General features: G+C 41.8%; 5 protein-coding genes and 3 pseudogenes. 4 read left to right on the top strand and 4 right to left on the bottom strand.

Annotated elements, in window-relative coordinates; genetic code table 11:
- Window positions 1-23: 23 nt before the first annotated feature.
- The 3 genes and pseudogenes from NXX38_RS10385 to NXX38_RS10375 all read right to left on the bottom strand — a co-directional run bounded on the left by NXX38_RS10385 (window position 24) and on the right by NXX38_RS10375 (window position 3,549).
- Window positions 24-1,383, bottom strand: a pseudogene (locus NXX38_RS10385) (MATE family efflux transporter).
- Window positions 1,384-1,466: 83 nt separating this feature from the next.
- On the bottom strand, window positions 1,467-2,705 hold the full coding sequence (locus NXX38_RS10380) for a pitrilysin family protein (protein WP_195649252.1): 1,239 nt from the start codon (window positions 2,703-2,705) through the stop codon (window positions 1,467-1,469).
- 5 nt (window positions 2,706-2,710) lie between these two features.
- Window positions 2,711-3,549: pseudogene (locus NXX38_RS10375) on the bottom strand (peptidylprolyl isomerase).
- 181 nt (window positions 3,550-3,730) lie between these two features.
- Between NXX38_RS10375 and NXX38_RS10370 the strand changes: the two are divergent.
- Complete coding sequence (locus NXX38_RS10370) at window positions 3,731-5,011, top strand: sigma-54-dependent transcriptional regulator (RefSeq protein WP_409013805.1); 1,281 nt, start codon at window positions 3,731-3,733, stop codon at window positions 5,009-5,011.
- 220 nt (window positions 5,012-5,231) lie between these two features.
- Here NXX38_RS10370 and NXX38_RS10365 read toward each other — a convergent pair.
- Window positions 5,232-9,325, bottom strand: a pseudogene (locus NXX38_RS10365) (two-component regulator propeller domain-containing protein).
- Between the two features lie 180 nt (window positions 9,326-9,505).
- On the opposite strand from NXX38_RS10365, the gene NXX38_RS10360 reads away from it, so the two are divergent.
- Genes NXX38_RS10360 through NXX38_RS10350 form a run of 3 tightly spaced genes read left to right on the top strand, consistent with a single transcriptional unit; the run spans window position 9,506 to window position 14,721 of the window.
- Entirely contained in the window at window positions 9,506-12,766 is a 3,261-nt protein-coding gene (locus NXX38_RS10360; protein WP_258979419.1) for a TonB-dependent receptor, read from the top strand.
- Between the two features lie 19 nt (window positions 12,767-12,785).
- Window positions 12,786-13,523, top strand: a complete 738-nt coding sequence (locus NXX38_RS10355; RefSeq protein WP_258979417.1) for a RagB/SusD family nutrient uptake outer membrane protein — start codon at window positions 12,786-12,788, stop codon at window positions 13,521-13,523.
- Window positions 13,444-14,721, top strand: coding sequence for a RagB/SusD family nutrient uptake outer membrane protein (locus NXX38_RS10350; RefSeq protein WP_258979415.1), 1,278 nt, complete (start codon window positions 13,444-13,446; stop codon window positions 14,719-14,721). Before NXX38_RS10355 ends, NXX38_RS10350 begins: the two co-directional genes overlap by 80 nt.
- Window positions 14,722-14,767 lie beyond the last annotated feature (46 nt).

Raw genomic sequence — 14,767 nt, 5'->3', positions numbered from 1 at the left:
TTTTAAGTATCAAGTATTTAGTATCAGGTTTTGGGATGGGGTTCGGGGAGTTTCGTCATGTGATGAAAACGCCACCAAAGCATCAATCCTGCGCTCGTCAAACCAAAAGGGAACGCCATCCAGACACCTACTACTCCCCATCCCATCACAAAGCCACAGAAATAACCTACAGGAAGGGAAATAATGAAATAGGCGACAAAGGCAATCACCATCATTAGTTTTACATCTGAAATTCCACGCAAAGCGTTGGCAAAAGTAATCTGCAGTCCGTCGCCAAACTGATAAACGAGGAAAGGTAAGATTAGAGAGGTCACCATAGCAGCCACTTCCTGACTGTCGGTAAACCAGCCTCCCAAGTAATTCCGGCAAAGGAAGACAATCAAAGAAAGCACAACACCCAATGTCATCATCAGATGAAAACCTGCATAGGCAGAACGACGTACATTGATGATGTCATTCTGACCTTTGAAGTTACTGACACGAACAGCCACAGCGGCACCCATACCGTAATACATCATAAATGTAAACTGCGAAATAGCCAGCATAACCTGATGGGAAGCCAGAGCGATAGTACCCAGCCAACCGATCATGATCGCACTTAGACTAAAGGAGGCTGTCTCCATTCCCATTTGAAAGGCAACCGGCCATCCGATCCCATTCAAACGTCCAAATATAGCTCGTGACCATCCCAAACGGAAAAAGCCAATCTTATAGCGGACAAAACGCGGACTACGCATAAAGATAATGATAAATATAATCACCATCACGATACGCGAGAACAGCGTGCTGATACCTGCTCCCAACAGACCTAATTCGGGCAATCCGAGCTTTCCATAAATCAGGATATAGTTTCCCTATGATATTCAAGACATTTCCACCAAGCAATATCCACATGGCGGTTTTAGTATCCGTAATTCCGTCTGTAAACTGCTTAAATCCATTGAAAAGCATGACAAACACTAGCGAAGCGAGCAAAACAAGATAATACGGTTTAATCAGAGGAATCAATTCTTCCGGCTGTCCGAGACGTTCTATATTTAGATAAAGAACAGTCATACAGATAGTCAGCAACAATGCAACCATCAGGTTTGCCAGCAAACTGTTGCGTAAAGCCTGTCCCGCAGGGGCATACTGCCGGGTTCCATACAAACCTCCCACAATGGGAGTCAGCCCATACGAAAAACCCGTACTGAAAATAATCGCCAGATTGAACACATTATTGACGAAGGAAGCTGCTCCCAGCTCAATCGTACTATGATGTCCGATCATTAACGTATCCGCGAATCCAAGAACGATTACTCCTATTTGACCGATCACAATCGGCAATCCGAGAAAAATCAGTGCTTTATAATGCTCTTTATATGTACTATAAATATGTCTCATTTACTTTTCCGTTACCTAAACGAATCTCCATTTTCAGGCAAAGGGACTTTTCCCTTTCACTGGTAGATTATAAAAGGGAGAATTTAATTTTGTTGTTTCTTATAATAAAGTATTACTCCGTTCTCCTTACGGAAAGCAGATTGAGCCACCGCCCGCAATTGGTCAGCTGTGACAGATCGATAACGATCAACCTCTTTTTCCATGTCTTCCGCCCGGCCAAGCAATTCGTACCAAGCCAGATTGGTTGCCACATTCAAATAATTGATGTTGCCGAATATCTGGGTAGACTCAAATTTATTCTTCACCTTTTCCAGTTCCTGTTCGTCAACCAATTCTTGTTGCAACAAATCCAGTTCTTCCCGTACTGCCGCTTCCGCCTGTTCCAGGGTGACACCTGCCGAAGGTTTGCCACTAATATGGAATAACCCCGCATCTACACTGCCGGAAATATAGGCATCTATACTTGAGAATAATTGTTTCTGCTGTACCAAACGCTGGCTCAAACGGCTGGAACGCCCGTTGCTCAACACATCCGACAGAATATCAAACGCATAATAATCCGGATGATGATGATCGGGCATATGGTAAGCCATAAACAGGGAATCGAGAGGAACATTTCTCTCAACTGTCAGTCGACGTTCTTCCGTCTGCTCCTGTTCCTGTGGCAGGTTCCGTTGAGGAACTTCCCGACGAGGAATAGAGGCAAACCATTTTTCCGTCAAAGCAACCGCTTCTTCGAAAGAGATATTGCCGGTCACAGCCAATATAGCATTATTGGGAGCATAAAAACGGAAAAAGAATGCCTCCACTTCTTCCAGCGTAGCATTGGCTATATGCGACAACTCTTTTCCGATAGTAGGCCATTGATAAGGATGCGTCTGATAAGCCAGAGGACGCAAAAGATGCCCTACATCTCCATAGGGCTGATTCAAACAACGCTGTTTGAATTCTTCCATTACTACTCCCCGCTGTACCTCCAGACTCCGTTCACTAAAATCAAGACTCAGCATCCGGTCGGATTCCAGCCAAAAGCCGGTTTCTACGTTCTGACGAGGTACAGTGAGGTAGTAATTGGTTATATCATTATTCGTCCAGGCATTATTCTCTCCACCCGCCAGTTGAAGCGGCATATCATAATCGGGAATATTCACCGATCCTCCGAACATCAGGTGTTCGAACAAATGGGCAAAACCGGTATGTTCGGGATCTTCGTCACGGGCTCCCACATTATATAATATATTAAGGGCAACCATCTGCGTACTTTCGTCCTGCGAATGTACCAAACGTAACCCATTATCAAGAATATGCCTGTTGATTTTCATATATTTCAGTCAAGTATTGTCACCTTTGTTATTTTTACATCTTCTTCGGGACGGTCGCTACGGTCGGTTTTCACCTGCTGGATTTTATCCACAATATCCATACCTTTCACGACTTCGCCGAATACGGTATATTCGCCATCCAGATGCGGAGTTCCTCCCACCGTTGTATAGGCTTCAATCTGTTCCGGAGTGAAATGAAATTCCGGTTCTTTGGCAGCCATTTCCTGTGCCTGTGCAAATAGTTTTTCCTGCAAATCATAAAGACCGTTCTCGTCATTTTCTTTCCGCATCTTATAGATTTCTTTCATGTGTTTCTGTGCCAGCGTATTGAAAATAACATTAATCTTATTCTCATTCATCTGGCTTTCCATACCCAGCAAGGTAGAATCATTGAACACCTTACCCGTCACGATATAAAACTGGCAACCGGAAGATTCTTTCTTCGGGTTCACATTATCTCCCTGACGAGCAGCGGACAGGGCACCTTTCTTATGAAAATATTTAGGATATACAAATTCTGCGGGAACAGTATAACCTACATCTCCGGTACCCAACATTTTTCCTTTCGGCGCATTCTTTGAGTCCGGGTCACCTGCCTGAATCATAAAATCTTTGATAACGCGATGAAACAACGTACCTTCATAAACTCCGTCTTTCACCAGTTTGATAAAATTATCGCGATGCTTCGGTGTCTCATTATAGAGCTTTACCTCAATGTCTCCTAAAGTGGTTTCAATCTTTACCAACGTTTCTTTATCCATGTCTCCTCCTTTTTTGTTCCGGTTTTGCAGGCAGTAAGTCCGCAAAACGATATGGTTAATATGATCAATAAAATCTTTTTCATAACGCTTTTATTTAATTTAAGTTTGCAAATATACCATTTTCGCCTAAATCCTCTTACCTTTGTGACTTAAAAGAATCAAAACCTGACATGATGAGCTCCATATTGATCGTTGAAGATGATATCACTTTTGGAATGATGCTAAAAACCTGGTTAGGCAAAAAGGGGCTTTGAAGTATCATCAGTGAGTAATATTGCCCGCGCCCGAAAACATATTGAAAGCCAAAGCGTCGACCTCATTTTATCAGACTTGAGACTCCCCGACCACGAGGGCATTGATCTACTGAAATGGATGAACGAACAAGGCATTGATATTCCTTTAATTATCATGACCGGTTATGCAGATATACAATCGGCTGTGCAAGCAATGAAACTGGGAGCACGTGATTATATCGCCAAACCTGTGAATCCGGAAGAGTTGCTGAAGAAAATCGCAGAATCCTTACAGGTCGGAAAGGTTCCGGTGACTCATAATACCGCCAAATCTTCTTCTAAAAAAAGCACCTCCATTTCATCTAAAGATTCAACAGAAAATCATCATGCCTATCTGGAAGGTGAAAGTGATGCAGCCAAACAACTTTACAACTATGTAAGTCTGGTAGCTCCTACCAATATGTCCGTACTTATCAACGGTTCCAGCGGAACAGGAAAAGAATATGTGGCACACCGCATCCACCAACTTAGCAAACGGAATGACAAGCCGTTTATTGCCGTAGATTGTGGCTCTATCCCCAAAGAACTGGCGGCCTCCGAATTTTTCGGTCATGTAAAAGGTTCGTTCACAGGAGCCTTGACAGATAAGACGGGGGCTTTCGTTGCTGCCAACGGCGGAACTATCTTCTTGGATGAAATCGGGAATCTTAGTTACGAAGTACAAATACAACTGCTCCGTGCCCTGCAAGAGAGAAAGATACGTCCGGTAGGCTCCATGCAGGAAATATCAGTAGACATCCGTCTGGTATCTGCAACAAATGAAAATCTGGAACAAGCTATCGAAAAAGGAACTTTCCGTGAAGATCTTTATCACCGTATTAATGAATTTACGTTGAAAATGCCTGACCTAAAAGAGCGGGAAGAGGACATCCTGCTCTTTGCAAATTTCTTTCTTGATCAGGCAAATAAGGAGCTGGACAAGCATCTGATAGGCTTTGATGCAAAAGCATCACAGGCTTTACTGAACTATCATTGGCCGGGTAACTTACGCCAAATGAAGAATATCGTGAAAAGAGCGACCTTATTGGCACAAGGCAGTTTCATCACTCTCCTTGAACTTGGGACCGAACTTTTGGAAACTCCCGTATCCAGTGTCACAAGCATAGCATTACGCAATGAAGATACCGAAAAGGAACATATTCTGGAAGCATTGCGCCAAACCGGAAATAATAAGAGCAAAGCTGCACAGTTACTGAATATTGACCGGAAGACATTATATAATAAATTGAAATTATATAATATTGATTTGTAGCAATTTACAATCTTATATTTCTCAAGCATTCTCATGCCTATGAGAAAAAACTCTCATAGGCATGAGAAAAAGTTCTCACTATAATGAGTATTTTTTCTCATCACAGTGAGAACACTTTAGATTGTACTTCCCTGATACTATTTGACTAGTTCTTTCTTTATTCTTGTTACAGGTTGATTAGAATGATTGCGTAATAACCTGCTAATAATTGGCTACCTTTCTATATTTCTCCCATATATTTAGAAGGAGATACTCCAAAATGTTCCGTGAAATGTTTGCGAAGAGTGCGAGTATCAGAATATCCGACCATTTCCGAAATCTCCTGAATAGAATAGCGGTTTTCCAGAATTAATGACGCCGCTTTGCTTATACGTATACTGCGGATCATATCTATGACCGACAAATCACTACGCTGCTTCACTTTCCGATACAACGTAGGCTGGCTCATATTTAATTGTTCCGCCAACATCTTCACATTAAAATCTTCATTGGAAAGATTAACCTCTATAACATGAATAAGCTGTTGCAGGAAAGTATCTTCTTTCCCTCCCTCTTCCGATTCTTGTTTCAGCATCAAGGCCTTTGTATAAATCCGTCTCAACCGTTCTCGTTGTAAAATCAGGTTATCCACTTTGGCAAGAAGAATCTCCGGATTGAAAGGTTTCAGCATATAATCATCCGCTCCACTATAAGAACCATGCAAGATATCAGCATCTTCCGATTTTGCAGTCAACATCAAAATCGGAAGATGCGCCGTTTCCTGTTGTGCACGAATCTCCCGACAACAAGTAAAGCCGTCTTTTACAGGCATCATCACATCCGAGATAATGAGGTCGGGCAATTGTTCTTTTGCCATACGCACCCCTTCTTCACCGTTGCCGGCTTCCATATACTAAATACTTAGAAATAAACAAACTCCGGATATATTCACGGACTTCTTCATTATCCTCAATAACCAACAAGCTTTTTTGGGATGTTGTTTCTTGGCTATTTTCTGATGCAGAAAGAAATAGTTCCGACTCCAACTCTTCATTCGGTTTCGTACTCATTTGCTGACAGTCAACCAGTTCATAATCATCTTTTGCAAAATGCTCCTTGCCATCAGGAATATATAAAACAAACGTACTCCCTTCACCCGTTTTGCTCTCCAATGTCACTTTGCCATGATGCAAATCCATCGTATTCTTCACAATGTATAATCCAATCCCTATCTTTGTTGATATTTCCGGTATATTTTCTCCTGTTATGAACGATTCGAAAACATGTTTCTGCAAATCCTTCGGAATCCCTGCCCCTGTATCCGAAACAGCAATCCGGCAATATCCTTGTCCATCTTTCATTGTATGGGAGACAGAGAGCAGGACACTACCACCCGAAGATGTATACTTAAATGCATTCGAAAGAAGATTTTGCATGGCCGAAGTAATTTTGGGTTCATCTACCCAATACAACAGTTTTCCTTCAGGCAGATTAACCTCAAAGCGCAAATCCTTGATCTCCGACATTTGCCGGAATGGTTCCGACACACTCTTTATCACCCGAGCCAAGTCGGTCTCGGACAATTGGAGTTTAACCATTCCTGCCCCTATTTTTTGCACATAAAGTAAATGATCTACTAAAGTATGCAAGGAAGTAGCATTCTTATGCATTATCTGCAATTTCTTATAAAAAGATTCCAACGGATTAGCTTGTTTCATCAATTCCTGCAACGGAGCAAGAATCAAAGTTAGCGGAGTACGCAGTTCGTGGGCAGCACCAGTAAAGAAATTTTCACGTTCCATACGTATCTGCCGTTCTTTCTCACGCTCCAGACCAACAGTCAGCAATTCATGTTTCATCTGCATTTCATGTTCCAGACGCCGTTGTCTCAATCTTAACAATCGCACAAAATAAGCTATCATGCCAATCACCACAAAGAGAATAAACAACCGAAAAGCCACTGTGCGACTCCAATGAGGAAGTATCTTTATATTCAGGGAAGTCACTGCTCCCGTCTGTCCATCCGGAAATATATTCTTTACCTCGAATACATAGTCCCCTTCCGGCAAGTTAGTATATGAGGCTTTTTCTCCATCATCAGATATCAGCCAATTCTCCTGATAGGGCAAAAGCCGGTAGTTATACTTTTGTTGTTCATTAGAATAAGACAGATTATTGAAAGTCAAAGAAAAATCGCGATTATCATTATTCAAAATAACTCGATTGGTATAAGAGATTCCCTCCCGAAGTATTATTTGACCGTTTATCTCCTTATCTATTTCCACCGGACGGTTGTCGACTTCCAATCCCGTTATCAATACCCGTTCATTTGCAGGATACACATCTACATTATCCGGATGAAAGTAAGTCATACTCTGATTATTCCCAAAGAACAACGTATGGTTACTGAATAAAGCCGATCGGTTACTACCTGCAATATAATAATTATAGAAAAGGTGCTGATGACGGCTATAACGGGAAATTCCCGAATTGCTGCCCAGCCATATATGTCCTTTAGCATCTTCCGCAATACAGCCGACAAAATTACTGCACAATCCGTCAGCAGTTGTATAAAATTCACAAATCGAATCCTGTTGAGGAGAGAGAATTGCGAAACCATCCATATAGCCTACATACAGATTTCCATCTGTAGAAGCTAACAATGACCGCACTGAATGATTCTTTACATTTGCTTTCTGCTCATAGCCAGACTTGGCTGATATTTCACCGGAAGCAGAGACAGACACCCTACATACTCCCTGATTGCTTGTGCCCAGCCAGATACCCCCGTCTTTTGTTACAGCAATAGAACGTATGGCAAGTGCTTCTTTTTTTATCTAGTTTCTGTTCAACCGGCAAACGCTTGCACATACTTTTTTTAGGTTCAAAGAGCAAAAGTCCTTTTTCAGTACCCACCCAAATAACTCCTTCAGCATCTATATAGATAGCCCAAATATCCGAAGTATAGATGATACCATCCACCAGCAAAGTATAAGTTATGAATCGGCGGGATTTAACATCATAAACGGTCAATGTCCCATTTCTATTCCCGAACCATAAATTACCCTGTCCATCTTTCAAAGAACAGAGCACAGTTTCACTACTATTTCCCGAACCGGAATATACAGTAGAAAACTGTAGCCTCTTACCTGATTCATAAGGTTCATCACTTCGCATAATACCTTTATGAAAAGTGGCCAGCCATACAAAACAGTCGTCGTCCATCGTTATACTGCAAATCTCATTATGCCTATCCTGATAAAAACGGTTATAGAACTGTGACCGCAAGTCCGAACACATCACTCCTCCACCGTTTGTCCCAATCCAAAGCACCCCATTCGGATCATAATAGGATGAAATCATACGAGTTTCCAAGTTTTGCTGAACTTGTGAAGCTGTATTATTATAAATTTCTGTAGTGAGTTTCTGTGGATATCCCTTATCCGGTATCAACACAGTATAGCCACTCCAAGTTACCGCCAGATAACGGTTATTATCTATTGGTATGACTTGATAAACATCCGTATGGGAAAGCTGATTTCCCTCTGTTATCCCGTCATACGAGATCCTGTCAATCTGATGAGTCCGCAAATGATAGCGAATAATCCCCCGGGCAATGGTTGAAATCCATACAATATCATCCTTACACATGACAGAAGTAATCTGAATAGACTTTATTGTATCTAATGGAATCAACGTCCGGCACAACTTCTCACTATCCGGATGAAATAACAGCAAGTTACTGAAATTGGTAACCAGACACAACCCTCTATTTTCATCAAAGCAAACAGCAGAAAGAAATTCTCCTTTTGCGGATAGTAGCTTAAACTCCTTCTGAAGGTTCGCACAAATAAAGTCTGCATCGCCTGACTGATCTTTATGCTCTTTCCATTGATACAACAATAATTTATCTTCGAATATAGCCCAAAAAGAAGTTTCATTCAAGGGCAACAATCCCCAGAGCCTGACTCCATCCGTCTCCTTTCCGGATATGACAGGAGTAAAACATTCGGATTTTCTATTAAAACAATAAAGTTTGTTTCCGGCAATAATACCCAGATAGTCTTCAGATAATTTCACAATCCTTTCAACCGAAACAGACATTTCCATCGGACTGAAATTTTTAATCATCTTCCCATCATAACGGCTTAAGCCATTATTCGTACCAAACCACATAAATCCGTCCGCATCCTTACAAATGCAAGAAACGGTATTGTCTGCCAGTCCATCCTGCATTGTCAACAAACGAATATCCTTATCAAAAAAAGCATAAACGGAAACCAAAGGAATACTGCTTATCAGAACTAGTAAGATTAGATTTAAGCGTTTTGCCATATTAATTAATTTAGGGCAAATAAACGAAATAAAGTCAAAACATACAAAAAAAAAGAGATAAAGAAATGCCGTATGAATTAAACATGTACACTGAATGAAAGAAATATGCATATCCATAAAAACTTTCTTCGCGTACATTTGCAGTACAATAACCTTATGTATAACTTTAAATAAAATGCAATGAGAAAACTAACATCATTACTCACCATGCTATTGCTAGGTATCAGTTTCGTGTATGCGCAGCAAGTCAGCATCAAAGGTACCGTTACAGACAAAAGGCTTAATGAGCCGATTATCGGTGCCAGTGTATTAGTGGAAAACACAAACAACGGAACCATCACAGATATAGATGGTAACTTCTCTCTCAAAAATGTCGCTAAAGGAAATGTGCTGATCATATCTTATATAGGATATCAGCCTCAACGCCTGACATTCGACGGCAATCAAACGACTTTCAATATTATGCTGACCGAAGATACACAAACGCTGGATGAAGTGGTTGTAGTAGGATTCGGTACGCAGAAGAAAGTGAACTTAACCGGAGCCGTAGCGACAGTAGATACCAAAACATTGGAATCCCGCCCGGTCACTTCCGTATCACAGGCCCTGCAAGGGGTCATGCCGGGATTGAACATTGACGTGAATGATAAAGGCGGACGACTGGATAAGAATCCGACAATGAACATCCGTGGCGTCGGTAACCTGGGAACAGGTTCCAGTGCTTCACCACTTGTTTTGATTGACGGTGCCGAAGGAGATATTAACACGCTTAATCCACAGGATATTGCTAATATTTCCGTATTAAAAGATGCAGCTTCCTCTTCTATCTACGGATCTCGCGCTCCGTTTGGTGTGATATTGATTACTACTAAATCCGGAGAAGCAGGAAAGACAACGATCCAATATTCAGATAACTTCCGTTGGTCTCGTCCGACCAATATACCCGACATGCTTGACTCCTATCGTTTTGCCAGATATTTCAATGCAGCGCAACTTAATACAGGAGATGGTAACAAGAAATTTATTTTCGATGCCAACACTATTGATCGTATCCAACGATACATGGCAGGCGAGTATCCATACACCTCTGATCCGGAAGGTTCTCAAGGGAGTAATTTTTTCCCTTTCAATGGAGCGTCTAATGATAACCAAAACTGGCCGCGAAACTTCATAGACAAAACATCTTTCGGACAAGAACATAATTTAAGTATTTCCGGTGGAAGTGAAAAGGTCAAGTATTATATCTCCGGTGCTTTTCTTTCGCAAGAAGGACAAATGAACTACTCTGACGAGAAAAAGAAACGTTTTAATATCAGCGGAAAAGTCAGCGGACAGGTAACCAAATGGTTAAACCTTGACTTCAATGCACGATTTATCCGTGAAGATATTGCAATGCCTACGTTTATCAATCTCTATGGCGACCGTTTCTTTGCAGAAACAACCAAGTTATATCCTACAATGCCATTATATGACAACAACGGACACTATACACGTAATCCCAAGTTAATGCAGTTAACTTCCGGAGGGCGTTCCAACTCAACGAAAGATACTTACTTCACCCAGGGAGGATTTCATTTAACCCCCATCAAAGGATTAGGCATACACGGGCAAGCCAGTCTGCGTACCGAAAGCTATCAACATCAATACAACATTAACAAAGTATATCTATACACTCGTGACAATCAGCCGGTTGAAGAGCAATGGTTGGGTGGTGACGACGATCTTGCCGCCGGAAGAACATCTGCACAAAGCGAAACGGAACAAACTTCCATGGTAACTACGGCTCTTTACGCAGACTATGAATACTCTTGGATGAAGCATAATTTCAAAGCTACCGCAGGTATGAATTCGGAATATTACCGCATCAACAACATGGTAGGCAAACGCTATGACGTAGTCAACGAACTGGTCCCCAGTATCAATACCGCAACAGGAACGAGTGTACTGAAAGCCTTCACAAGAGAATGGGCTACAATGGGTTATTTCGCACGCGTCAACTATGACTACGACGGCAGATACCTGATTGAAGGAAATATCCGTCGTGACGCGACTTCCCGTTTCCGGGGAGATCAACGTTGGGGAACTTTCCCTTCCGTATCCGTCGGTTGGAATATCGCACGCGAAGCATTTTGGGAACCGATACAACAACAAGTAAATCTTTTGAAACTCCGTTTCTCTTATGGTAGTCTGGGAAACCAGAACACAGAGAGCTTCTACCCTACCTATTCCATTCAGAACATTACAGTAGGTAGCGCAGACGACGGAGGCCGTTGGTTGCTTGAGCAGGCCAACAAGTCAAGTATAGCTACTACTCCCGGACTTGTAAGTTCATTGCTCACTTGGGAACGGATCACCAGTTACAATGCCGGTCTGGACTTCGGAGCTTTCAACAACCGTTTGACCGGATATGCTGAATATTATGTCCGCGACACAAAAGACATGGTAGGACCTGCCGAAGAGATTTCTCCGATTGTAGGTGCGTCAGCCCCGAAACTGAACAATACATCTTTACGAACCAAAGGATGGGAATTACAAATAAATTGGCAGGATAGAATCGGTCAGGTAGGTTATCACATATCTCTCAACTTATCCGATGCGCAGACTGAAGTGACAGAATATCCTAACCCTGACAAGACATTCTATACCAAAGACTCTGATGGTAATACAATAGAAAGTTACTGGAAAGGAAAAAAACTAGGTGAAATCTGGGGATTCAAGACAGTAGGCATGGCAAAAACCGATCAGGAAATACAAGATTATATAGCTATCCATGACCAAAGCAGACTTCCCAATGTTGGCAATAACATCTGGAAAGCAGGTGACATCATGTATGCGAATCTCGATGATAATGCTGCTATTGAAAAAGGGACTTCCGCCAACGACCCGAAGGACCTCTGCATTATCGGCAACAGTACGCCGCGCTATCGTTTTGGCATCACATTGGGAGCAGATTACAAAGGTTTTGATATCAGCATGATGTTCCAGGGAGTGGCGAAACGCGATATATGGGTAGGTGGAGATGACAGATCTGTATATGAAAAAGGTATGATTTTCTGGGGAGTCAACGGAGGACAATGGGACTCTACAGGATACGAAGAACATTATGATTTCTTCCGCCCGGAAGGTGACGAACTGGGAACAAACCTGAACGCTTACTTCCCTCGTCCCATCATCGGAAGCAAGCAAAATCAACAAGTACAGACTCGTTACCTGCAAAATGCCGCTTATATCCGTCTGAAGAATCTACAAATCGGATATACCTTACCGAAAGCGCTGATACAAAAAATCAGTTTACAAAAAATACGGGTCTTCTTTTCTGGTGACAATCTTTGGACAGGAAGTAAAATGAGTAAGAATTTTGATCCGGAGCTATTATATCAGAATGGTATGAGTTACCCACTAAGCTATACACTCTCCTTCGGTGTCAACATCACATTATAAACCTTAAAAACAGATTATTATGAAACTAAAATATATATTCTTTTCATTCATGGCTGCCTCATTCACTTTGAGTTCATGCAGTGACTTTCTCGACAGGCAACCCTTGACAGACAATACGGACGAAGGATTCTTCACCGAACCGATTCAATTGCAGGCATATTGCAATAAAAAATATGATTTGCTCCCCGATTATAAAGATGTCAATCTTTTCAATGATGACGAAACGAGTGATAATCAGGCAGCAGACGCACCGAAAGATCTCTTTTTGCCCCAGCGCATCAAAGTAGCAACAGATGGCAGCTATAACCGGCAGGAACATTTGCGGGATTGTAACCACTTCCTGCACTATGCTCTTGAGAACCTGAAAAGCGGAAGACTTAATAATACCAATGAAACACAGCAATATATAGGCGAAATGTATTTCTTCCGTGCCTATATTTACTTTGAATACCTAAGAAAGTTTGGAGACTTCCCTATCATTACGGAAGAACTTACCGCTGATGACTATGCCGCCAATGTGGAAGCAAACAAACGTAAGCCACGTAATGAGGTAGCACGTTTTATTCTTAGCGATCTGGATGAAGCTATCAGCCGTCTTTTTCCCCGTAGCAATGCATTAACCAATCACCGGTTGAATCAGGAATCCGCATTATTGTTTAAGTCACGTGTTGCTCTTTATGGAAGCCAGTTGGGAGACTTATCACAAAGGAACAGCCCGCGTACCGGGTGGTCCGGGATGGCCGGGAGGAACATTTGATGGTAATCTGGACACAGAAACAGACTTTTTCCTGACACAGGCAATGGAGGCAGCAAAACCTATAGCAGAAGCATTTCTACCCAATATTACCGATAAAATTGAAGACTACATGAATTTGTTCAACCAATATGATTTATCATCCAATAAAGAAGTATTGTTATGGCGTATGTATGCCGTAGATGCAACAGTCAACAGCAAGGTGGAGGGTACGTATCATAGTATCTACTACGGAGAAAAAACAGAAGCCCAAGGTTGTGCCGGCAAAGACGGAGGATACACACGCTCATTAATGGAAACATTCCTGACCACTAACGGTTTGCCTATTTACGCAACCGGCAACACAGAATATCAGGGTGACGCAAGTATTGAAGATGTGATGAAAAACAGAGATCTGCGCCTGGTACAATCAACTTCCAAACCGGGAGATCTCATATGGAGGGGAGCAAACCTTGACCAGACAGGTATCATGAGATATGTCAACTTGCTGAATTCATATGAAAGCGTATCTCATTCCACTACCGGTTATATGGTACGCAAAGGATGGAGAGACAGCAACGTTACTATGAATGATAATTCGCCATTGGCTTATATGATTTTCCGTGCTTCAGAAGCATTCCTCAACTATATGGAAGCCGATTGTATGAAAAACGGAGGAATTTCCATAGATGCAAACAGCCAGAAATACTGGAAAGCATTAAGAAAACGCGCGGGAGTATCAGATGATTATCAAAAGACCATAGACAACACTGACCTGAACAAAGAAAATGACCTGGCTGTATGGTCGGGCAATGAACAAGTCAGCAGACTGCTTTATAATATCCGACGTGAACGCCGTTGTGAGTTTATAGCTGAAGGTATGCGCAAAGACGATTTATTCCGTTGGCGTTCACTAGATAAAATGAAGAATTATATAGTGGAAGGATTCAACTGGGAAGAATATAAGAAAGAGGAGTATTATGTACATCAGACGCAACTGGGATTGAAAATCTATGATAGCAAATATCTGCGGCCATATGCCTTCAACGAGTTAATTATCAGCAATAATGGCTATAACTTTGAAGAAGCAAACTATCTTACCCCGATTTCTTATGACGTCTTCCGCATGTCGACACCAGTGAAAGGAGGAGACCCAACCACTTCGGTTGTATATCAGAATCCGGGATGGCCGATAGGCTCCAATCTCTATGCAAATCAGTAGCAATTCAATATAAATCATAATCCATTAGAAATAAAAAGCTATTTTT

Source organism: Bacteroides sp. BFG-637 (genome assembly GCF_024793605.1).
GTDB lineage: Bacteria > Bacteroidota > Bacteroidia > Bacteroidales > Bacteroidaceae > Bacteroides > Bacteroides vicugnae.
The sequence above is the reverse complement of the archived record's forward strand: the minus strand, read 5'-3'. Positions and strand labels throughout refer to the sequence as shown.